The organism is Pseudoalteromonas sp. PS5, from assembly GCF_004103255.1.
Taxonomy (GTDB): Bacteria; Pseudomonadota; Gammaproteobacteria; order Enterobacterales; family Alteromonadaceae; genus Pseudoalteromonas; species Pseudoalteromonas peptidolytica.
In genome coordinates this window covers 1-21,618 of sequence record NZ_RCSQ01000072.1, presented here as the reverse complement: position 1 = coordinate 21,618, position 21,618 = coordinate 1, and the positions used below count along the sequence as shown (strand labels likewise).

Below are 21,618 nucleotides of genomic sequence, written 5' to 3'. Positions count from 1 at the left end.
ATGGATTATTTCAATTACCGAGATGGTAAGTTATTTGCAGAGGATGTCTCGATTAGCGATATAGCCAAGCAATATGGTACTCCCTGTTATGTCTATTCGAAAAAAACCCTCGTTAGGCATTATCACGCTTTTACGGATGCCGCAGCCGGTCATCCCCACTTAGTGTGCTATGCAGTAAAAGCAAACTCCAATATTGCCGTCTTGAATGTCTTAGCTCAGCTTGGTTCTGGTTTTGATATTGTGTCAAAGGGTGAACTTGCTCGTGTACTTAAAGCCGGTGGAGATCCACAAAAAGTCGTCTTTTCTGGTGTCGCAAAAACAGAAGATGAAATCGCGTTTGCGCTTGATACTGGTATAAAGTGTTTTAATGTTGAATCGATTGCAGAGCTTCACCGGATCAGTGAAGTAGCGACTAGGCTAGATAAAATCGCGCCTATTTCATTGCGCGTAAACCCGGATATTGACGCGAAGACTCACCCTTACATTTCGACGGGCTTGAAAGAAAATAAGTTTGGTATTGATATCAAGGCTGCATTTGATGTGTACCAGCTCGCCTATGCCCTACCTGGCTTAAAAGTAGTTGGGATCGACTTCCACATCGGGTCTCAGTTAGTTGAGGTTAATCCATTTTTAGCCGCTTTAGATAAAGTGCTTGCGCTAATCACACAGCTGGAAAAAGCGGGGATTTACTTACATCACTTGGATATTGGTGGCGGCCTTGGCGTACCATATGATGGTGAAAAACCACCGCACCCGAGTGCATACGCTGCAGAAATTAAAGCCAGACTGGAACAATTTACTGATCTAGAACTTATTTTTGAACCCGGTCGTGCCATCGCGGCAAATGCGGGTATCCTAATCACTAAAGTCGAATTTATTAAGCCAACTGCACACAAGCACTTTGCAATTGTTGATGCCGGCATGAACGATATGCTGCGCCCGTCGCTATATCAAGCTTGGCAAAATATTGTGCCAGTCACGCCGCGAGACGATGTAGAGTCGATAAATTATGACGTGGTTGGCCCTGTATGCGAAACAGGTGACTTTTTAGGTAAAGACCGAGTACTAAAACTAAAAGCAGGTGATCTATTAGCACAACGCAGTGCTGGTGCCTATGGCTTTACCATGAGCTCAAATTATAACTCTCGCCCTCGTTGTGCAGAAGTTATGGTGGATAACGACCAGCATCACTTAATTCGCCAAAGAGAACCACTAGAGTCTCTGTGGCAATATGAACAACTACTGCCACAATAACCCAACTTAGTACATAACCTAGGGGGCAGCATAAAGCTTTACATTAAGCCGCTTCCCTAGTCGATGTATCCATGGCAAAGTATTAGCAAAGTGAGGACATGGTTTTATACCAAAAGATAACCACTCTATGTTTATAAACTTTTCAAAAATGCACGGTTTAGGCAATGACTTTGTGGTGATAGATAATGTCACTCAAAATGTATTCTTGTCTCGAGACCAAATAAAAAAGCTTGCAGATCGCCATTTTGGCATTGGCTTTGACCAGTTATTAATGGTCGAGGCGCCTTACTCTCCCGACTTGGACTTTCATTATCGTATTTTTAATGCTGACGGTAATGAAGTTGAACAATGCGGTAATGGTGCCCGTTGCTTTGCCCGTTTCGTACGGATGAAGGGACTCACCAATAAGCACAAGGTGAATGTGTCCACCAAAGGGGGCAATATTACTCTGTATATCGAGAAAGACGGTCAAGTGACAGTCAATATGGGCAAGCCAAATTCGAATCCACAAGCCATTCCGTTTCGTGCAAATAAGCAAGAAAACACCTATATTTTAAGAGCTGATGAACATACCGTGTTCTGTAGTGCCGTATCGATGGGCAACCCACATGGTGTAATCATTGTGGACAGTATTGACACCGCAGATGTTCACACGCTTGGTCCTTTACTAGAACACCATGAACGATTTCCACAAAAAGCCAACATCGGCTTTATGGAAGTCGTATCTAGAGAGTATATAAAGTTACGGGTGTGGGAACGCGGTGCGGGTGAAACCTTGGCATGTGGCACTGGCGCTTGCGCTGCTGTAGTTACCGGTATTATGCAAGGAAAGCTGGATGAAACGGTTAGGGTTGACCTACCTGGCGGCAGCTTGCAGGTGCGCTGGGCAGGTCAAGGCCAAGTGGTGAAAATGACCGGGCCGGCGGAACACGTTTTTGATGGACAAATAGCGATATGACCCAAAAAGAAAGCGAGGTGACAGAGCAACACGTTGTAGAATACCTACGCGCACACCCTGACTTTTTATTGCGCCACCCCTATCTTATGTTGGAGTTGAAATTACACCACCGACAGCAAGGATTACCTGACCTTTCCTTGCATCAACAGCGCCTGTTGCGACAGGAAGTCGACACGCTAAAACAGCAGATCCGAGACATGATTGAACATGCAACGGCCAATGAGCTGATCTTCAAGCAGCTTACGCAATGCCAGCTGGCCATCATGCGCTGTACGGAGCTAAACGCGATTAATGACACATTGGCACAACGCTTTGATGCCTACAGCGACATTCAATGTAAGCTTATCAGTATTGACGACTCAGTATCTGAATTGGTTACAGCGAAGCTAACCAGCAGTAACTGCTATCTCGGTCGTATCAGCCAGCAATTTGCAGCACAACTATTTAGCGACTTTGAGGTTGGCTCCGTTGCACTATATCGCATTTCGGCATCGGAACAAGGGAACTACATTCTCGCGTTTGCTAGCCGCTCAGCTGAACACTTCTCACCACAGCATGATAATATGTTGATCGCAGCATTTATCCAAACGTTAACGCTAAAACTCGAAGCGCTGGCATGACCCAAACGCCGCTAACCGATGAATGGGCAGAGCCAATCACCGCCTTTATGGCACACCTTCGCCATGAAAAGCACTACTCTGAGCACACCTTGAACCAGTATCGGACGCAACTCACTCAAGCAGCCTTATATTTTTGCCAGTACGCCAGTGCTTGGCAACAAGTTAGTGGCGAACAGATCCGTCGCTACAGCATGAAACTGCGAAGCCAAAATTACAACCCCAGAACCATCAACCTTAAACTCAGTTGTATCCGCAGTTTATACAAGTTTCTAAAACTAAAATCGCAATCAAAGCAAGCTGTCGTAAACCCGGCACAAGGGATCCGAGGCCCTAAATTTCAAAAGCCATTACCAAAAAATCTTGATGTCGACCAAATGGGACAATTATTAGAAATTCCATCCGATGATGCTTTAGCTGTTCGTGATAAAGCCATGATGGAATTAATGTACTCCAGTGGGTTACGGCTGAGCGAGTTAGTTGGTGCAAACCTATTGGATGTGAAAGATGGCGAGATCCGAGTGTTAGGTAAAGGTGGTAAAACCCGTATTGTTCCCGTTGGGGGCAAAGCGCTCAACGCATTAGACGACTGGCTGAATATCCGTTCACAGTATGCTCTGCCAGAAGAGCCCGCGCTTTTTGTCAGCAAATTAAAGCGCCGGATAAGTCCACGGCATGTGCGCGCAAGGATGAAAGAATGGGGGCTGAAGCAAGGGGTAAGTACACCTATTCATCCACATAAACTGCGACACTCTTTTGCCACCCATTTACTTGAGTCTAGTGGCGACTTGCGAGCAGTCCAAGAAATGCTTGGTCACGCTAGTTTGTCAGCCACGCAGGTCTATACCCATTTAGATTTTCAACATCTAGCAAAAGTGTATGATAGTGCTCACCCTAGAGCGAAAAAACAAAAAGACGAGTAATCATGCGATTTAATAAGCCTATTTCAACTATCCGTGCGATTAGTTTTGATTTAGACGACACGCTATACGATAACCGCCCAATTATTATTGCTGCGGTTCAAGCAATGACCGATCACCTCAACGCTATCCCAAAATGGCGTGCCAAAGGGGAAACATTTTGGTTACAGTGTCGTGATCAAGCGCTCAAACAAGACCGGACGCTGGCGGAAAACGCCACTAGATGGCGTCAAGCTGCTCTCCATCTCGGTTTCACCATACTGGGATATGAACATGATGCAGCAACAGATGCTACTCAACGTGCTTACCAAGCGTTTGCAGATGCCCGTAGCAATATCGTCGTCAGCGACTCCGTTATCGACTTACTCACACAATTACGTCGTAAGTTTCATATTATCGCCATCACAAACGGTAATGTAGAGGTAGAGAAATTTAACCTAAGGAATAGCTTTGACTTAGTGCTTCGCGCTGGCATTGATGGTCGTGCTAAACCTCACCCTGAACTTTATCACCTTGCTTGTCAGCATTTTAATATTACACCAGAACAGTTACTTCATGTAGGTGATAGCCTAGATACGGACGTCCAAGGTGCACATCGCGCAGGTGCATCAAGCGTCTGGCTGCGCAATAACTTTACTCAATACCGCTATCAAGGATTAGCAAATATAGAAATAGATAACATACAGATGTTAAAAAACATGATGTAATGTTTCTCTACTGTGGTTGCATTCAGTGCTCGAATAACGTACTAATATTGACTTCCAAAAAACGATAATAATGGAAGTAAATTATGTCATCACAGGACACCACAAGTGATGTGGGCTTTTTTGGCCATCCCAAAGGCCTACTCACTCTTTTTCTCACTGAGATGTGGGAGCGCATGAGTTACTATGGCATGCGCGCCATGCTCGTTCTTTTTATGACCGCCACCTTACAACAAGAAGGACTTGGTTTTACAGTTGCATCAGCTGCTGCAATTTATGGTCTCTATACCGGCTCAGTCTATTTTTTAGGGTTGCCTGGAGGCTGGATAGCTGACCGCTTGCTCGGTGGCCAACGTGCCGTTTGGTATGGCGGTATTATCATTATGATCGGCCATATTATTCTTGCCATACCCAGCCAATTTTCTTTTTTTTGTCGGGCTCATCTTCGTTGCCTGTGGGACTGGATTATTAAAGCCAAACATCAGCGCAATGGTTGGCCAACTTTATAGTGATGAAGACAACCGTCGAGATAGTGGCTATGCCATTTACTATATGGGTATCAACTTAGGCTCTGTGATTGGCTATATGGTCTGTGGCTATTTTATGGAAAATATCGGATGGCATTGGGCGTTTGGCGCTGCGGCTGTTGGTATGGCTATTGGCCTTATCACTTACCGCTTAACAGGTCGTCACATTGCAACTGTTGGCCATGTTCCAACCAACCCTATGTCAGCCAGCCAAAGTACTAAAGCATGGAGTGCAATCGCCCTTGCCGTTGCGACTGTTGCTGCTGTGACAATTGCCACCTTTACCGGTGTACTGATCATCGACCCCGTTATACTGGCAAAATATGTCGCTATCGCCTTTACGATCACCTTTTTCTTGTACTATGGCTACATTTACTTTGCTGGTAACTTAGATGAAAATGAAAAGCGCCGTATGTGGGCATTATTTTTGGTTTGCGTAGCCTCAACGTGCTTTTGGTCTGGCTTTGAACAAGCAGGTTCATCGCTGAACTTATTCGCCCGAGATTATACAGACCGCCTGATCGGCAGCTTCAGTATTCCTACAGCTTGGTTTCAGTCAACTAACGCTTTTTTCATCATTATCTTATCACCGTTTTTTGCCGCCCTTTGGATTAACTTAGCTAAGCGCATGATAACGCCGACCTACAGTATTAAATGTGCAATCGGATTACTTATTATGGCAAGTGGCTTTATTGTCATGTTTTTCGCTTCTCAATATGCTGCACAGGGCTTGAAAGTAGCACCTATGTGGCTGATCACCACTTATTTTCTTCATACGGTTGGCGAGCTATGTCTAAGCCCGGTTGCACTTAGTGCAGTCAGTAAGTTATCTCCAAAGCGCTTTGCTGGACAGATGATGGGGGTATTCGTACTAACTTACTCTATTGGCAATATTTTCTCAGGTCTACTAGCAGGCAGCTTCGACCCTAATAATATCGCTGATCTTCCAAACCTCTATCTGCAAATTGCACTATTCACAATCGGTATTGGTGTTTTTGTAGGTGTGCTTGGATTAAAAACCAAGCATTGGGAGAAGCAACCTGAAAAGCCGCTCACTGAGCAAACGGCTTAACCGCCATGATGTAAGTGTAGGGGCGTCATGCTCCTACATCTTCTCAAATTCAGCTGAAACCAACTGCCCTTCGTATGCCTTAAAGTGACCCACCCACTTGGGTGCAGCCACCTCTATGGTGTCATAAAAACGTTCAACTTTACCTAGTTTTGACGCCGCACTTTGTGGATCAAGATAACTAATACCATAAAACTGCCATGGTAATAGCACCTGAGATATTGATGCCAAACCAATCAAGTTGGCATTACGCAAAGACCATGCTTCTTGTAGTTTTACTGAGGTTACTTTACCTAACTTGTTCAACTCCATAAGCTGATGGCACCCCGTATACAATATTGTTTTGCGTTCAACATCTTGCCATTGAATAAGATGAGATTGCTGTTGCTCGATAAACAAGTCTATATCTGTTTTACCTTGATAACAGGGTGGCGTAGTTGGCTCATCAATGTGAAAGCGGCCTATCGTTAACTCAGACAACTTAGTGTTTGGAGTTTTGGTATATCTCCCCTCTTGAAAGAAAGCGACATTAGCATAGCGTGCAGTTAGCACAGAGACATGATGTTGGCTCAAAGGTCGATTGATAATAGCAAGAGACTCATCTTCGACTTGCACCTTGGCATCAATATCGTGGATATTAATTAAGTTTGCCAATGCTACGGGCAATAAGGTAAACGCATATTGATAACCTACCAGCTTGTCGTGTTCAAACAAGAATGCGTGGTTACGGCCAATCGTGGCTAGTTTTTGGTGACTGTTAACCGGCCATACGAGTGTAAAACGCCCTATTTGCTGCTCTGCGGCAGCAAAGGTATCACCCAAGGCTACCCCAAATACCTCTGTGGGTGTAATTGCGGTATCTTTAACTTGGGTCACCTTTTGCTCAGCACGCTTGGCGTTAAGATCAATTGTAATTTGAGATGAAACTGTGTGTGTCTTTTTGGAAAAAGCAGTCGCGGTAATCATTTCATAATTATCAGCCGTGATGGCTGTTTTTGTGCGGCATGCTGTCACAGGATAAGCAAATATGCGCCCTGATACAGCGACAAGTTTTCCATTATCTTTTAACCTCTCTTTTAGTACCACTTTGTCTATGATTAGGTCGCGACCTTGCTCTTCAGATTTCTCGATCAGCGCCTCAAATAGTGACCGTTTTACTCCATCTAGCAAGTCAGTGGCGACTGTTTCTATTTGCTCTCTACGGGGTTCTTTTCCCATTAACGTTGTGATTGAATCAAAGTGCTGCCGAAAAATATTGATAACCGTTGCACTCTCGTTAATGTCACAGTCACTGCCTTTCATCCATATTTGTGCAGCAGGTACGTGCGAAGAGAATATGACTAGGCTTGCCAACAAAACTTTTTTATTCATTTTTTTTCCTTGTTCTTTGTCCTGACATTAACTTAACGCAAACCAATATGAACCTGTAGTTTTTCTTGCGATTTTGCTACTGTACAAACTCTTTTTTCATGAAGGATAGCATCATCATGTCGACTGTTATGATCACAGGTGCAACAGGTTTACTTGGTCGCGCACTGTGCCAAAAAATAAGCCACCACCACACAGTTATTGGGTGTGGTTTTAGCCGTGCAGTGGCCCCGTTACACCAATTAGACTTAGGAGATCAAACAGCGGTGCTAAGCTTTTTAGACACACACCAGCCTGACTACTTGATCCACGCCGCTGCCGAAAGAAGACCCGAGTACTGTGAGCGTGACCACCAAGGGACGTTGGCACTCAATGTGGCTGCAACAGAGTTTCTAGCTAAAACATGCCGCCAACGGGGGATCCGCTTTTTCTTTATCAGTACCGATTATGTTTTTGACGGTACATCCCCCCCATACCTTGAGTCAGACCCAACGCACCCGATTAATTTTTATGGTGAAACAAAGCAGGCTGCAGAACGAGCAATTATAGCGGACAGTGAGTTACATACCATTGTTAGGGTGCCGGTGTTATATGGAGAAGTGACGACATTGAAAGAGTCTGCGGTCACTATTATTGCCCAGCAGCTACTTGATTCCCCAAGTGCTAGCCATGACCACTGGGCTATCCGTTATCCAACACATGTCGATGATATTGCATTAACGCTCAATGATGTTATCGCCAACCCAGACGTGACAGGAATCATCCATATTAGTGGCAATCAAGCATTCACTAAATACGAGATGGCGACGATCATGGCGCAAATACTAGATGTGCCAAGCCATCTTGTGACTTCACGAGCGACACCGAGTGGTGACGCCAAGCGGCCAAAAAACTGTGCGCTCAAAGACACTAGGTTGTTACAGTATGGGATCAATCACCAGCGTGACTTTGCAACGGCTGTTGCAGACGTACTGTCTACTCATATGCCTCGTTGTCAATGAGGCATAACCTGACGGTGGGCTAAAACAGCCCATTTCGACCGAAGGGAACTTCCAAGGTGTTATCGCTAGCCGAGACGGGATGCCCTATCATTTCATCGTAGGCACTTTGATGCCTTATCACCATTTCCACGTAGCTAATATCAGACAGACGTTTTTGAATTTGCAGTGGGTTATGTGCTTTTAAAAACTCACCATTTTCCTCTTTGACATAATACTCTACGTTGTTTACAACTACACTCACCTGATAAAGCGCCAAATCTATCGAATGAACAATGACTTTTTGTAGTGGTTGATGGTGTTTTAGTTTTGAAAATAATATCGCCATGCTCAGCAAAGAGATCCAAATTTATAGGTAGATACTCTACAATACGCATGGTGCTCAATAACAGTTCAATTCAGTTTATGTCCTACCCAATGCGTTTAGCAAAATATCTCGGCCATTGTGGTGTCTGCTCACGGCGACAGGCTTCGCGTCTAATTGATAGTCAACGCGTGATGGTCAATGGTCGGCTAGCCAATCATATCGACCACATCACACCTGAAGACCATATTACTGTCGATAATATTGCTGTTGCTAAGCCCGAACCTAGACGACTATTTGCGTATTACAAACCGATCGGTATTGACTGTAAAGTAAAGCCACACGACCCGCACAGTATTTATCATGTTTTACCTCAGTCCTGTCGTGTTTACCCAATTGGCCGACTAGATAAAGATAGCCGAGGGCTATTACTACTTACCAATGATGGTGAGCTATGCCAACGCCTGATCCATCCGGATCAGCATCAGGAAAAGGAATATGAAGTACAAGTCGACAAGCCTATTGATGCTGCATTTTGCGCCAAAATGGCAGCAGGCATACCAATCAAAGGGCAAGTCACCTTACCGTGTGTGGTAGAGCAAATTGCCCCCGATCGATTTAAGATTATTTTGCGCCAAGGCCTCAATCGGCAAATAAGAAAAATGGCACATTATTGTGGCTACCACGTTATTGATTTGCATCGCGTCCGGATTGCAGCACTACAATTGACACAATTACAGATTGATAGTGGTGAAATAAAAGAAATTGCAGCTGACTTCTTTGCCCAAACTACAACCCACACACAACAATGATTGCAACAGCACATCCCATACCAAGTGCCCATACAATAGAGCGAAGTACATCGATATTCAGCCAGTAAAGCACACAATACAGCGCCCGAGCCGTAACATGCCCAATGGCTAACCACTCAATCAAAGGAGTATAAGTTTGGGTGCCAAATGCAACCGCCATGGCCACTGCAAAAACGGCTAATGACTCAAAACAATTTTGATGTGCCGCAAGCGCTCTGGCACCAAGCCCAGTTAATCTTTTTTGTTGCTCTCGAGGGTGTTTATTGTCGTAACCACCTTCTTTATTCATTGCCACTGCGACTGGAATTTTGGCAAAGTAAGGTAATAAGATGGCAAGAATTGCACAGATAATTAAGATGTTCAAAAGATACTCCTTCAACTATTAATATCGCGACTCTCAGTAGAGCAGAATAGTTAAAAAAAGAAAAGCCATAAGCTAGAACAACGGTTCTTACCTATGGCCAAATCTCGTAGCATCGATATTAATCTTAGCTCGATTTTTCAGATTTAAAATGTGGCAAATTGTCGCAGCGCTATTTTGTCGTCAGACTGCACAGTAAAATTGGGCTAGCCCATTGATAGTAAAATAAATTATTTTCACTATTATTATAATTCATTTATGCTTAATTGAGTCTTTATTGTATGCTGAGCTGCATCATCGACTGTTAGAGCTCAAGTATAATGTGGATCGTATTCACGCTGTTAGCCGCTTTCTCGCAAGCTTGGCGAAATGCTTTTCAAAGCCAGTTGAGCGCCAGTGCCTCAACGGCCAGTGTTACCCTCGCGCGATTTATTCTTGCAAGTCCCCTAGCCCTGTTATATTTGTGGCTACTCTACCAATTCAACCCAGTAGCACCGCTTGCCATTTCCACACATTTTCTCTTTTATGTCTTTGGTGCCAGCGTCATGCAAATTTTAGCAACGGGATTGATGGTCGTGCTTTTCAAGCAAAATAACTATGCCATCGGTGCTGGACTGGCAAAAAGCGAAGCGTTGGTTGCAGCTATGTTAGGTGTGCTGTTTTTTGGTTCTAGCTTAACTTTACTCGGGTGGTTTGGCGTTTTTATTGGCGCGATTGCTGTGATGCTACTCAGTGGCTTTAGTTTACGCACTGTAGAATGTAAAACCGCACTTATCGGGCTTGCTTGCGGTACTTGCTTTGCGCTTACTTCATTGTGGGTACGTGAGGCTAGTATAGCCACCGGTTTACCTTTTCCTCATAGTGCAGCTTGGGTGTTACTGCTGGTGTTATTATGCCAAACACTGATGTTGAGTATTTATATGACACTGCGAGAGCCTCAGTCATGGTTGATACTTTGGCGGCACCGAAAGCTGACCACTGCAATTAGCGTCAGTAGCTGTATTGGTTCTATTGGTTGGTTTAGCGCCATGAGCCTTGAGCATGTTGCTTATGTAAAAACACTCGGCCAAGTAGAGGTCTTTTTTACATTACTTATCTCTGTTTTGTGGCTCAAGGCACCGATAAAAAAGCGTGATTCAGCGGGACTGGTGCTGATCGCCATCGCCGCTGTTTTGGTTATGCTAACTTAAGTACCACGACGCCACTGATAATCAGCAACACACCCAAATAACGCATAAAGGTACTGGGATCTCCGTAAAAGGCGATCCCGACCAAAAATGTCCCCGCAGCACCAATACCTGTCCAAACAGCATAAGACGTTCCAAGCGGGATCTGTTTTTGTGCCATCCATAACATCCATCCACTGAGCGCCATAAAACCGACAGCGATACAAATTCCTAGCCATCTCGTCTCTGCTTGCTGCGCCATTTTCAAACCAACCGGCCAGCCTATCTCAAATAAGCCAGCCATAATTAAGTAAATCCATGCCATCGCTACTGCGCTTTCAACTCCACCGAATATAGATCTTTTCTGCGATCTCGTAAGTTACGCACAGTTCCTTCACTATGCAATATTTTGAGCTTATCTAAATCCAAATCACTGAATAGCAGCATCTCGGTATTGGGAGTGGCTTCGTTAAGCGCAGCATCGTGTGGAAAAGCAAAATCTGATGGTGTGAGTACTGCCGATTGCGCATACTGTACATCTAAACTCTCCACTTGTGGTAAGTTACCAACACTCCCCGCGATTACCACATAACATTCATTTTCTATTGCTCGAGCTTGCGCACAATGCCTAACGCGCAGGTAACTATTTTTGGTATCTGTCCAAAATGGCACAAACAAGATGTCTAAACCCTTCTCAGCCATAATGCGAGAAAGCTCGGGAAACTCGACGTCATAACAAACCTGGATCCCGATACGACCGGCATCGGTATCAAACACCTCTATTTTATCACCACCCTTTATCACCCAATCATAGTCTTCATGTGGGGTGATATGAATTTTACGTTGCTCATCGACCTTACCCGAGCGGTGGCAAAGATAACTGACGTTGTAAAGCTTATCGCCTTCGAGCAATGGCATTGAGCCGGTGATAATATTGGCATTATATTCGATTGCCATTTGCGACATTGCTTCACGAAAACGCTCGGTATAAGTGGCTAAAGCACGAATAGCTTCAGTTTGATTTTTGTATTGGCCAAGTCCCATCAGGGGGGCATTAAAAAACTCTGGGAAAAGGATAAAGTCACTTTGGTAATCTGACACCGTATCAACAAAGTACTCCACTTGCTGCATCAACTCCTCTACCGACTCCACACGACGCATTTGCCACTGTACAGCACCAACTCTCACAATGGTTTTTTTGCTCTCAATAACTGTATCTGTCGGCTCAAACAATATGTTGTTCCACTCTAATAACGTCGCGTAACCTTCTGAATCTTGATCTTCCGGCAAATATTGCTTGAGTAGACGTTTGACTTGAAAGTCGTTAGCCAGCTGAAAGCTCAAAATAGGATCATGAAGTTCTTTGTGATCTACTTTATTGATATATTCCATCGGCGACATGCTGCGGCGATATTGCTTGTATAATGGGATTCGACCACCAGCGAGGATCGCCCGCAAGTTATACTGACGACACAGCTCTTTTCGGGCATCGTACAACCGGCGTCCTAACCGCAGCCCGCGATGACTTTTGGCGATAACGACATCTAGACCGTACAACGCATCTGCATTACTATCACTAAAAATTCGACTATGTGCATCCACAATATCCTCGTAAGTATGTGGATTCGAGAATGTTTGATAATCGACTTGCACACTCAGCGCGATACCAACAATTCGCTCACCATCCTTCACGCCAATTTGACCTTCAGGGAATTGGTCAATTAACCTAAAGATTGTGTGGCTTGGCCACGCGCCTCCAAGATCAGGATAGGCTTCATCCATTAACTGCTTCACCTGGTCATAATCGGACTTTTCTAGGTTACATAGCGTGATCCGCGCTTTTTCTATAGACATGTCAACTCCAAAGCTTAGGTTACCTTCCTATCTCTACTCTATCACAGTTAACCTTACTCGATACTGAGTAGATTAACCTGAGCTTAGGATAAATAAGCAGCAAATCAAAACTAACCTTCTATACTTGTTTTATTGTGTATAACTCAAGAGCTTAGGTTTGACTAAACACCACCCTTACAGCAGGCCAGATCAAGTCGAGGCACTGAAATTTGCCTTATTGCGTCGTGTCGCGCTGTACTGTATGTGGCTGCATGTCGTGCTGATCGGGGCATTTTGGCATCTTCAAGTGGAGACGCTTGCTATTGTCAATATTGGTAGCGTCACTATGTGGTATATCGGTATTAAACTCATCGATAACAACAAACCTTCTCTCGCACTACGTGTATTCTGCTTAGAGGTCGCATTGCACGCCACCTTAGTATGTGCCTACTTAGGAATGTCTCTTGGGTTTCAATATTACTTGTGGACTGTTTCTTGTTTGATGCTGCTGGACTATCAGCTCAAGCTCAGGCACGCGGTTATTTACTCTGTCGTGCTTATCATGCTTTTTGCCACGCTAAAATTGTTATTTGACGATGTCATCTACCATTACCGATACCAAGAGTTGGTGCCGTATGTGCACTTTGCTAATGTACTGATATGTGGTATTCCAATGATTTATACCATTAGTCATATTCGTAAAATGACCGTACAGCAACGCGATGAGCTAGCAGAGCTGGCTGCGCATGACCCGCTTACCAAAATGTTTAACCGCCGCTATGCCAAAGAGCTTATCACCCATGCGAAAGAAAACTGCATATCCACACACTCACCATTATGTTTAGTGATGGCTGACATTGACCACTTCAAAAAAATTAACGATACCTTTGGTCATGGTAAGGGGGATAAGATTTTAAAGACTGTCGCAAAGACAATACAATCACATATGCTGCCAGCAGATATCGCTGTGAGGTGGGGCGGTGAGGAATTTTTGATTGTATTGGCGCCTTGCTCTGGTGATGAAGCAATGCGACGCATCGAGCAATTACGCCAAGCCATTGAAAGTATCAAGTTTGAGAATAACATAATCAAAATCACCATGAGTTTCGGTATCACCAACTGGGATCACAGCGAGTCTTTTGAGCAGGCTATTCATCATGCAGATGCTGCGCTTTATCGCAGCAAAGAATTAGGGCGCAACTGCATTACAACTGCGCCCTCGATATCTACCACCCAAACGAGTTAACTGCACCCCACCCTTGCTGAACATGACTAAAATAAGGTTATTGCGGTGAAATACGTATTTCGTGAGTCAAAGGCTGCGGTAACAAAGGCGTATTACTTCCAGCGCTGTATTCAGCAAAGCCTGAGCGATAAAAAGGCGAGAGTGGGTGCCCACTTTGCCCACCAGCGACTGTTAAAATCGCGTTTTTAAGATGTCCTGGCTGTGCGATAAAGCGCTGTGAGGCACCAAAGGCTGAACCTTGTACAGCTGGCATAAACGTATCACCAAATGCTGGTACGGTCGGCATATCCAATAGTCCACTGAGCATGGGGATCTGCTGCGAAAATGGATGTTGCACCCGCAGTGCATTCACCTCTCCCCAGCGCCATGCAGCCATATTACTGCCATAAGCATCTCGCAGTCTTTGCTTCGCCAACTCATAGGCCGCAAGCTGTAAATCTTGCCAAGAGTCATATTGACCAAGCCAATCATCAGGCTGATGCGTTAACAACTGCCACAGCCCAGGCTCTAGGTAACGCTTCACCGGCTTTAATGACAGTTGCTCTTGTTGCAGCCCAGCTTCTATCGGTGCGAACAAGGTGTCAATTAGTGCACTACGGTAATATTTAACTAGTGTATACCCGACAGAGTCAGCACAAGCACAAGCTTGCCATGCGTCGAGCTTTGCCAAGTCTTGTTGGTATTGTGATGGCTCATGGTGACGTAACAAGTCAACAAGTGACTCATGCCATGGTGCTAAAAATAAAGCTTGGTTATCTAATTGTAATTGATAAAAGTCGTTTTCAGTGAAGGCTTGTTTTGCCATAAGGCCATCACGGATCTGTACCGCTCGTGCACCTAGAGCATAGCCACCGTCACCAAAGCGCTGATCGTCCTCTACAGAGACAACTCGAGAGTTAGCAGTCCATAATTTACCGTTAGATGGATTTTGCACGACAGGACGACTCACTTCGTTCTCTTGCCATGTTTGCTCATATGAACGCATTGCAGCAGTGTCGTGGGTTACTTTTCTAGCTGGTACCGCCCCCATTAATGTCCATGCGGCAGCGCCTTGATTATCCACAACCATCAAGTTTTGCACTGGAATACCAACCTTTACTGCATGAGTCGCCGCCGCCGCTGCATCCGCCAATAGCTCCATTCCCACTAATTCCAAGTTAACGGCATAAGGCTGATGTGCAACCCAGCTAAGTGCATACTTATCATCACCGATTTGCTTCACAGGGCCAAAGGCACTCATTTCTAATTGATAAATATGCTCACTACCATCAGGCAGTTTAATTACTTCAGAAATAAGCTGGGTTTTAGTATCAGCAGCTAACGCTACCCAATCAGCCGTATCGACATAACTATTGGTAAACCCCCAAGCAATACTATTATTACTACCAACGACAATGGCAGGTGCACCAGGTAAAGAAACTCCGGTTACCTGCACAGCCTGCCCTTGATGTTGATAGTTTAATTGTGCACGATACCAGATTGAAGGTACATTCAAGCCCAAGTGCATATCATCAGAGAGCATAGCAGCGCCAGTTTTTGTTAACGCGCCCGTCACTGCCCAATTGTTACTGCCATACAACGGCTGATCTGCGATTGCGCTGGGAAGGTAAGTGCTCAGCGGCTGCGGTAACGTTGGAATAGTCGCAACTGCTGAGTCTATTACACTGTTATCTAATGCTGCTTGATACCGACTTGGCTGTAGAATAAAGCCAAGCATCTCATGGCCAAATTTTTGCTCTAATACGATAAGCGCTTCGTCACGTTCATAGGTGCCAGCCTGTAAATCTAAGTACATACCAAAGATAGTCAACAGGCTATCTTCAGGCCGCCAAGCTTGTGGCTCGGTGCCTAGTAACAGGTATTCAAAGCTGGTAAAACCCGACTGTATACGACCATCATTCACACCTTGAGTATACCGAGTTAGGATTTGCTTATGTGACTGTGGTAAAGACATCACAATTTGTCTTGCCCGTTTTCTAAACTGATGAAAGCGCATCTTTTCATCGCGCTTGATTGCCGCAGCACCAAATAACTCACTAAGCTCACCTGCAGCATTACGCCTTAATAAATCCATCTGAAAATAACGATCCTGTCCATGCGCAAAGCCAAGTCCATAAGCCGCATCAGCTCGGGAGCTTGCAGACACGACAGCCTGGCCTAGCGCATCTCTAGCTAACACCACAGGCGCATCAATCCCCACAGCACTTCCCTTTCCATCTAGCGCAGGAAGGCTTAGCGCCAAAGCACCATAAATGCCTGCCGTTCCAATTAGCAATAACAAGAGTACAACAACAGTAAATCGTTTAATCCAAGTAAACATGAATATCCTTAACTTTTTCAGCTACGCAATTTAGGCTTAGAAGATATAGCACGTCATCAACTGATAGACCAACTCTGCCATAACCATAAGACAATCAAGTTAAAGCATTTTATTTTTCAATTAGATTTCGCTTTGCGTGTACTGAACTATAGTTAAAGCATCGTCTTAAACACAATAGCCCCATGACTTCAGAACTATCAACTTCACCGCTTAAGTTTCGCTTTATCAAGTCTAGCTTCTGGCTATTGCTCGTCTTGATCATAGCCGTAGCATGGTATGTTGATCAGGTTAATTATCGCCGTCTTGTTGCTATGGAAAAGAGCCGAGCTACCGAAGAAGTGAATGTATATCGTACCAAGATAGAAGGTGTGCTCACCAAAAATGTGCAACTGGTTAGAGGGCTTGGAATTGCACTTGCCGACCAAACCACGCTTTCACAACTTCGCTTTGAGCAACTGGCAAGACCCCTATTCGAGACCAGTCAAGTACTCAGAAATATTGGTGCAGCCCCAGATATGCGGCTTGATTATGTCTATCCACTACAGGGTAATGAAAAAGCCATAGGCCTGGACTACCGCACTCATCCAACACAAAAATATGGCGCTTTACTCGCAAAAGAAAGTCGCGAAATAGTAATGGCTGGACCTTTAGAGCTATTACAAGGTGGGACTGGGCTCATTGCTAGAATCCCTGTGTTCAAGGATAAAACACAGTTTTGGGGATTGTTATCCGTCGTGCTGGATATGGAGAGTTTATATCAACAAACCAACTTAATGGCACTGGAAAGCCGATACCTTGTTGCGATTCAAGGCGTTGATGGTAAAGGCCAAGAAGGCGAGTATTTTTACGGCAACAGCAATATTCATTCTTTGTCGCCTATCGCTTTTAGCGTCAATGTGCCATCAGGGCAGTGGGAATTATATGCAGCCCCAAGGATAGGCTGGCAGCCAGAAGCCGCTTCAATATGGCCTTTTCGGCTCGCCATCATCGCACTTATTATCATTTTTATCGCTGCGTTTGTCTTTATCACCCGATTACTAACCCAGTTGCAACGAAACAGCGCAGCACTCACTAACATGGGCATATTAGCTGAAGTAGGCGCATGGGAAATCAATGTGAGTACGCGTGATATTATTTGGTCAGATGTAACGCGAAGCATTTTCTGTGTGCCTAGGCACTTTCAACCAACATGGATGAATACCACAGAGTTTTTTAAAGCTGGATTGCATCGAAGACGTCTGCAAGAGTGTATTGATAGCATCATCAAAACCGGTACCGAATTTGAAGGAGAGTTCATCATTCACACCCTGAATGCGGACGAATTATGGGTCTTAGTAAAAGCGCGCTCAGTACGAAAAGGCAAACGCACGACCCATATTTTTGGTTCAATCCAAAATATCAACAAGCGCAAGTTAATGGAAATGGAGCATGACAAATTTGCTAAAAATAATGAACTACTGGCTTATTTAAGTTCTCACGAGGCACTACTGAATAACCAGCTAAATAAGGCCTTTTCGCTATGCGCTGAAACATGTAAAAAAGGGGTAGAGGCAAATAAAGTCAGTATCTGGCAGTTTAATGATGATAAAACGCTTCTTATTCCCGTGTGCTTCTCTAATGCTACGGTAGATAATCTAGTGCACTTCCCACCATGGCGAAAAGCCATTGCACCTGCTTTTTTTAATGAAATAGAAACTGGACAGCTGATCGTCGCGCAACAAGCTGAAAATCATCCAGCGACACTAGCATTATCTGCAACTTACCTTGAGCCATTTGAGATTAAAGCCATGCTTTGCTGTCCCATAAGCCATAAAAATAATACCTTAGGTGTGCTGTGCTCAGAGTATGAAATTGACAATCCAGCATGGGGGCAAAGTGATATTCGGCTCACCAAATCTATTGCCGCGATGCTCGGTAGCTTATTTATCAACAAGGCGCATCAACGAGCAAGAAACCAAGCCATTATAGATAAAGATCTTGCTGAACAATCAGCAAAGATGAAAGCAGAGTTTTTAGCTAGTATGAGCCACGAAATCCGCACCCCACTGAATGGGGTAATGGGCATGATAGAACTTGCTATGCATTCAGAGCTAACAGCAACTCAGCACCACCAGCTTACTCTGGCGCATAGCTCTGCAAAATCACTCCTCACAATCATTAATGATATTCTCGACTTTTCCAAAATCGAAGCGGGAAAACTCACAATTGAGCTGGTTGAGTTTGATTTAATAGAAATGCTAAGCAATATGCTGTGCAGCTTTGTGCGCACGGCGGATGCCAATAACAACAAATTACATATCGACTTGTCGGGAATGAAGGTAGGAAAGGCGCAAACTGATCCAAACCGGCTTAAACAGATACTCAATAACTTACTCAGTAACGCCATCAAATTCACTCATAATGGGTTGGTTACGCTCAGCTGCCACACTGAACAAATTGGTGAACAAACACACTTGTGGTGTAGTGTTGAAGACACTGGGATAGGCATCTCTAAAGAAAAGCTTAATAAGGTGTTTGACTCATTTACACAAGCGGACCTTTCAACAACGCGCCAATATGGTGGTACCGGACTTGGACTGACCATCGCAAAGCAACTTAGTCAATTACTCGGTGGCGACTTGCAAGCATTCAGTAAAGAAGGTATTGGCAGTACCTTTTCTTGTCATGTACTGTTGAATCAAGCGCAACCTATCCCTGTACAGACACATGCTGACGACGCGACCTTGTATGTATTAACTCAAGCAGCTGAAGACTATAATAAACTACTTAAACCATGGAACATTACTTGTCTTCGCGTTGATCAAATAGAGACCCTGCTCACTCAGCTTCAAAGCCCTCCATCACATCTAGCCGTCATTTTAGATGCCGAACAGCTATGTGCAGCACCACTCACACAACAACAAACACTAAAAACAGCATTGCTCGAACTCAAGGTGGTGCATGCGGTTGCAGTTGAGGAGCAACATAATCTTGCCATCGATCTTTTTAATTACTGTGAGCGCGTTTACTATCCAATAACTCCCCATGCCGCACTCAGTGTATTCAATGCAACATTTACCGATCCGACGCAGTCCAGTAGTAACCATACCTCCAATGATGAAGAACCGCTGCTCGGTCGCACCGTATTACTGGTTGAAGACAATAAAATCAATCAAACTGTTGCTACCACTATGTTAGAACGCCTAGGTATCACTGTGGTATGCGCAGAAAATGGCGAGTTGGCACTTACCCACCTACAGTCAATAAAAGTACCTTATGATCTGATATTTATGGACTGCCAAATGCCTATTATGGATGGTTACCAAGCTGCCCAACAAATACGCCAAGGCGTTGCTGGAAAAGTACATCAAGGTTGTGTGATTGTTGCACTCACCGCCAATGCGATGCAAGGTGATAGAGAAAAGTGCCTAAATGCCGGCATGGATGACTATCTCAGTAAGCCAATTAATTTTGATGACCTGAAAGCGAAAATATGGCAGATGCTGCCACCAGAAGACAGCCGATTTGACTCTTCTATTACACAACAAAATTAGCTCACCTACTTTGCTACCTGATTGATTAGCGTTATATTAATCCTTACCAAGGCGATGCTAGCAACCACAATGATAATAAGGAAAGCGATGCAACTCGATGCTCATGAACAACGTGTACTAGGTAGTTTGATTGAAAAGCAAGTCACAACTCCTGAACAATATCCCATGTCTCTTAACGGCCTTACCAACGCATGTAACCAAAAGTCCAACCGTGATCCGGTGATGGAACTTTCTCAACATCAAGTTTTAGACACCCTTAAGCGCTTGCAAGAGAAACGCCTGATCACCTGTGACGAGGCATTATCTGGTCGCGTAGATAAGTATAGCCAACGCTTTTGTAACAGTGACTTTGGCCACTTGAAGGTAGACGCTAAGCAAAAGGCCATTGTTTGCTTGTTACTGTTGCGAGGCGCGCAAACACCTGGCGAATTGAGAACTCGTAGTAATCGCTTAGCCGAATTTTCATCGGTCCAAGAGGTTGAGTCCACACTTGCCACTATGCAGCAAAACGAACACGTTATGAAACTTGCTAGAGAACCCGGTAAGCGAGAGAGTAGGTACCAACATTTATTCGGCGATCAAGCAGAACAAACCAGCGCCATCGCCAGCGATTCAGAGCCAGCAGTACAAAGCCAGACAGAGCTTGAGAGCTTAATGGCTGAGATAGAGCAGCTAAAACAAGAGCTGGCTACAATCAAACAGCATTTAGGACTTTAAAAAACACGCTCATCACAACATAATATAAGCTTATAGCCCCTGAAAGTATTGAGGAACCAGTATGCGTGAAGCAATCATGGCTGAAATGAAAGTTCAGCCTGTTATTGACCCAGAATTTGAAGTTAAACGACGGATCGCTTTTTTGAAAGCGCGGTTACAAGCCTCTGGCTGCTTCACTCTTGTACTTGGGATCAGTGGCGGTGTCGACTCTTCAACCTGCGGACGCTTATGCCAGTTAGCCATTAATGAACTTAACGCAGAGTATGAAACGGGTGCTTATCAATTTATCGCTATGCGTCTACCTTATGGTATCCAAGCAGATGAAGATGAAGCTCAACTTGCACTTGATTTTATTCAGCCAAGCCAGCGCTTAACCGTGAATATTAAACCTGGTGCCGACGCTATGCACGAGCAAGCGTTGGGCGCAATGGCAGGAAGTGCGCTCACTCTACCATCTCAAACCAGCGTCGATTTTATCAAAGGCAATGTCAAAGCACGCCAGCGCATGGTTGCGCAATATGAAATTGCCGGCCTTACTCGTGGCCTAGTTGTTGGTACTGACCATAGCGCAGAGAATATCACCGGCTTTTACACTAAATTTGGTGACGGAGCATGTGATCTCGCCCCGCTGTTTGGTCTATCGAAACGTCAAGTTCGCTCGTTAGCCGCATACCTAAGCGCTCCAACTGGCCTAGTACACAAAACGCCAACGGCTGATCTTGAGTGTGACCGCCCAGGTCTTGCTGATGAAGAGGCGTTGGGCTTGAGTTATGACGATATAGATGACTTCCTTGAGGGCAAACCTATCAGTGATGAAGTGAGTGAAAAGCTCATTACCATTTATCAGCGAACACAGCACAAACGCCAACCTATCCCAACGGTTTACGACGAGTTATACCAATTTGCTTAAT

At 44.6% G+C, this 21,618-nt stretch carries 18 protein-coding genes and 1 pseudogene; 13 read left to right on the top strand and 6 right to left on the bottom strand.

Annotated features, from left to right (window positions below; translation table 11 throughout):
- The 6 genes and pseudogenes from lysA (at position 1) to D9603_RS10005 (ending at position 6,052) form a co-directional block, all read left to right on the top strand.
- Positions 1–1,254: a diaminopimelate decarboxylase gene (gene lysA / locus D9603_RS10030; RefSeq protein WP_128731198.1), complete on the top strand. Its 1,254-nt coding sequence runs from the start codon at positions 1–3 to the stop codon at positions 1,252–1,254.
- Positions 1,255–1,381: 127 nt separating this feature from the next.
- On the top strand, positions 1,382–2,212 hold the full coding sequence (dapF, locus tag D9603_RS10025) for a diaminopimelate epimerase (protein WP_125253616.1): 831 nt from the start codon (positions 1,382–1,384) through the stop codon (positions 2,210–2,212).
- On the top strand, positions 2,209–2,832 hold the full coding sequence (locus D9603_RS10020) for a DUF484 family protein (protein WP_128731197.1): 624 nt from the start codon (positions 2,209–2,211) through the stop codon (positions 2,830–2,832). The genes dapF and D9603_RS10020 overlap by 4 nt, the downstream gene beginning before the upstream one ends.
- A complete protein-coding gene (locus D9603_RS10015; protein ID WP_128731196.1) occupies positions 2,829–3,752 on the top strand; it encodes a tyrosine recombinase XerC in 924 nt (307 codons plus the stop codon). Before D9603_RS10020 ends, D9603_RS10015 begins: the two co-directional genes overlap by 4 nt.
- 2 nt (positions 3,753–3,754) lie before the next feature.
- On the top strand, positions 3,755–4,456 hold the full coding sequence (locus D9603_RS10010; protein WP_128731195.1) for an HAD-IA family hydrolase: 702 nt from the start codon (positions 3,755–3,757) through the stop codon (positions 4,454–4,456).
- Between the two features lie 83 nt (positions 4,457–4,539).
- Positions 4,540–6,052: pseudogene (locus D9603_RS10005) on the top strand (peptide MFS transporter).
- 33 nt (positions 6,053–6,085) lie between these two features.
- On the opposite strand, the gene D9603_RS10000 reads toward D9603_RS10005, so the two are convergent.
- The gene (locus tag D9603_RS10000; RefSeq protein ID WP_128731194.1) at positions 6,086–7,420 is read right to left on the bottom strand and encodes a hypothetical protein; all 1,335 of its coding nucleotides are present in this window, start codon (positions 7,418–7,420) and stop codon (positions 6,086–6,088) included.
- Between the two features lie 116 nt (positions 7,421–7,536).
- On the opposite strand from D9603_RS10000, the gene D9603_RS09995 reads away from it, so the two are divergent.
- A complete protein-coding gene (locus D9603_RS09995; protein WP_128731193.1) occupies positions 7,537–8,418 on the top strand; it encodes an SDR family oxidoreductase in 882 nt (293 codons plus the stop codon).
- Positions 8,419–8,437: 19 nt separating this feature from the next.
- On the opposite strand, the gene D9603_RS09990 is transcribed toward D9603_RS09995, so the two are convergent.
- Positions 8,438–8,743, bottom strand: a complete 306-nt coding sequence (locus D9603_RS09990) for a DUF6482 family protein (RefSeq protein ID WP_128731192.1) — start codon at positions 8,741–8,743, stop codon at positions 8,438–8,440.
- Positions 8,744–8,820: 77 nt separating this feature from the next.
- Between D9603_RS09990 and D9603_RS09985 the strand changes: the two genes are divergently transcribed.
- On the top strand, positions 8,821–9,531 hold the full coding sequence (locus D9603_RS09985) for a pseudouridine synthase (protein ID WP_128731212.1): 711 nt from the start codon (positions 8,821–8,823) through the stop codon (positions 9,529–9,531).
- Here the strand turns inward: D9603_RS09985 and D9603_RS09980 are convergent.
- Positions 9,509–9,895: an MAPEG family protein gene (locus D9603_RS09980; RefSeq protein WP_125253608.1), complete on the bottom strand. Its 387-nt coding sequence runs from the start codon at positions 9,893–9,895 to the stop codon at positions 9,509–9,511. The two genes, D9603_RS09985 and D9603_RS09980, sit on opposite strands and share 23 nt — an antisense overlap.
- A 317-nt stretch (positions 9,896–10,212) precedes the next feature.
- On the opposite strand from D9603_RS09980, the gene D9603_RS09975 reads away from it, so the two are divergent.
- The gene (locus D9603_RS09975; protein ID WP_128731191.1) at positions 10,213–11,082 is read left to right on the top strand and encodes an EamA family transporter; all 870 of its coding nucleotides are present in this window, start codon (positions 10,213–10,215) and stop codon (positions 11,080–11,082) included.
- Here the strand turns inward: D9603_RS09975 and D9603_RS09970 are convergent.
- Both D9603_RS09970 and D9603_RS09965 read right to left on the bottom strand, forming a co-directional pair.
- Positions 11,069–11,383, bottom strand: a complete 315-nt coding sequence (locus D9603_RS09970) for a multidrug efflux SMR transporter (RefSeq protein WP_128731190.1) — start codon at positions 11,381–11,383, stop codon at positions 11,069–11,071. The two genes, D9603_RS09975 and D9603_RS09970, sit on opposite strands and share 14 nt — an antisense overlap.
- 2 nt (positions 11,384–11,385) lie before the next feature.
- On the bottom strand, positions 11,386–12,912 hold the full coding sequence (locus tag D9603_RS09965; protein WP_128731189.1) for a bifunctional GNAT family N-acetyltransferase/carbon-nitrogen hydrolase family protein: 1,527 nt from the start codon (positions 12,910–12,912) through the stop codon (positions 11,386–11,388).
- A gap of 157 nt (positions 12,913–13,069) precedes the next feature.
- On the opposite strand from D9603_RS09965, the gene D9603_RS09960 reads away from it, so the two are divergent.
- Positions 13,070–14,137 (top strand): diguanylate cyclase, encoded by a 1,068-nt coding sequence (locus tag D9603_RS09960; protein ID WP_128731188.1) that lies wholly within the window; start codon positions 13,070–13,072, stop codon positions 14,135–14,137.
- Between the two features lie 37 nt (positions 14,138–14,174).
- On the opposite strand, the gene D9603_RS09955 is transcribed toward D9603_RS09960, so the two are convergent.
- Entirely contained in the window at positions 14,175–16,457 is a 2,283-nt protein-coding gene (locus D9603_RS09955; protein WP_128731187.1) for a penicillin acylase family protein, read from the bottom strand.
- 182 nt (positions 16,458–16,639) lie between these two features.
- Here D9603_RS09955 and D9603_RS09950 point away from each other — a divergent pair, with 182 nt between their 5' ends.
- From D9603_RS09950 to nadE, 3 genes are all read left to right on the top strand, one after another.
- Positions 16,640–19,990, top strand: a complete 3,351-nt coding sequence (locus D9603_RS09950; protein ID WP_128731186.1) for an ATP-binding protein — start codon at positions 16,640–16,642, stop codon at positions 19,988–19,990.
- Between the two features lie 87 nt (positions 19,991–20,077).
- The gene (locus D9603_RS09945) at positions 20,078–20,707 is read left to right on the top strand and encodes a DUF480 domain-containing protein (RefSeq protein ID WP_125253601.1); all 630 of its coding nucleotides are present in this window, start codon (positions 20,078–20,080) and stop codon (positions 20,705–20,707) included.
- 61 nt (positions 20,708–20,768) lie between these two features.
- Positions 20,769–21,617, top strand: coding sequence for an ammonia-dependent NAD(+) synthetase (gene nadE / locus D9603_RS09940; RefSeq protein WP_128731185.1), 849 nt, complete (start codon positions 20,769–20,771; stop codon positions 21,615–21,617).
- Position 21,618 lies beyond the last annotated feature (1 nt).

What these genes read in the sequence shown, in the direction of transcription:
- D9603_RS09955 (WP_128731187.1), bottom strand. Translation starts at nt 16,457, where the DNA reads ATGTTTACTTGGATTAAACGATTTACTGTTGTTGTACTCTTGTTATTG.
- D9603_RS10010 (WP_128731195.1), top strand. Translation starts at nt 3,755, where the DNA reads ATGCGATTTAATAAGCCTATTTCAACTATCCGTGCGATTAGTTTTGAT.
- D9603_RS09990 (WP_128731192.1), bottom strand. Translation starts at nt 8,743, where the DNA reads ATGGCGATATTATTTTCAAAACTAAAACACCATCAACCACTACAAAAA.
- nadE (WP_128731185.1), top strand. Translation starts at nt 20,769, where the DNA reads ATGCGTGAAGCAATCATGGCTGAAATGAAAGTTCAGCCTGTTATTGAC.
- D9603_RS09975 (WP_128731191.1), top strand. Translation starts at nt 10,213, where the DNA reads ATGTGGATCGTATTCACGCTGTTAGCCGCTTTCTCGCAAGCTTGGCGA.
- D9603_RS09995 (WP_128731193.1), top strand. Translation starts at nt 7,537, where the DNA reads ATGTCGACTGTTATGATCACAGGTGCAACAGGTTTACTTGGTCGCGCA.
- D9603_RS10000 (WP_128731194.1), bottom strand. Translation starts at nt 7,420, where the DNA reads ATGAATAAAAAAGTTTTGTTGGCAAGCCTAGTCATATTCTCTTCGCAC.
- D9603_RS10020 (WP_128731197.1), top strand. Translation starts at nt 2,209, where the DNA reads ATGACCCAAAAAGAAAGCGAGGTGACAGAGCAACACGTTGTAGAATAC.
- dapF (WP_125253616.1), top strand. Translation starts at nt 1,382, where the DNA reads ATGTTTATAAACTTTTCAAAAATGCACGGTTTAGGCAATGACTTTGTG.
- D9603_RS10015 (WP_128731196.1), top strand. Translation starts at nt 2,829, where the DNA reads ATGACCCAAACGCCGCTAACCGATGAATGGGCAGAGCCAATCACCGCC.
- D9603_RS09970 (WP_128731190.1), bottom strand. Translation starts at nt 11,383, where the DNA reads ATGGCATGGATTTACTTAATTATGGCTGGCTTATTTGAGATAGGCTGG.
- D9603_RS09945 (WP_125253601.1), top strand. Translation starts at nt 20,078, where the DNA reads ATGCAACTCGATGCTCATGAACAACGTGTACTAGGTAGTTTGATTGAA.
- D9603_RS09965 (WP_128731189.1), bottom strand. Translation starts at nt 12,912, where the DNA reads ATGTCTATAGAAAAAGCGCGGATCACGCTATGTAACCTAGAAAAGTCC.
- D9603_RS09950 (WP_128731186.1), top strand. Translation starts at nt 16,640, where the DNA reads ATGACTTCAGAACTATCAACTTCACCGCTTAAGTTTCGCTTTATCAAG.
- lysA (WP_128731198.1), top strand. Translation starts at nt 1, where the DNA reads ATGGATTATTTCAATTACCGAGATGGTAAGTTATTTGCAGAGGATGTC.
- D9603_RS09985 (WP_128731212.1), top strand. Translation starts at nt 8,821, where the DNA reads ATGTCCTACCCAATGCGTTTAGCAAAATATCTCGGCCATTGTGGTGTC.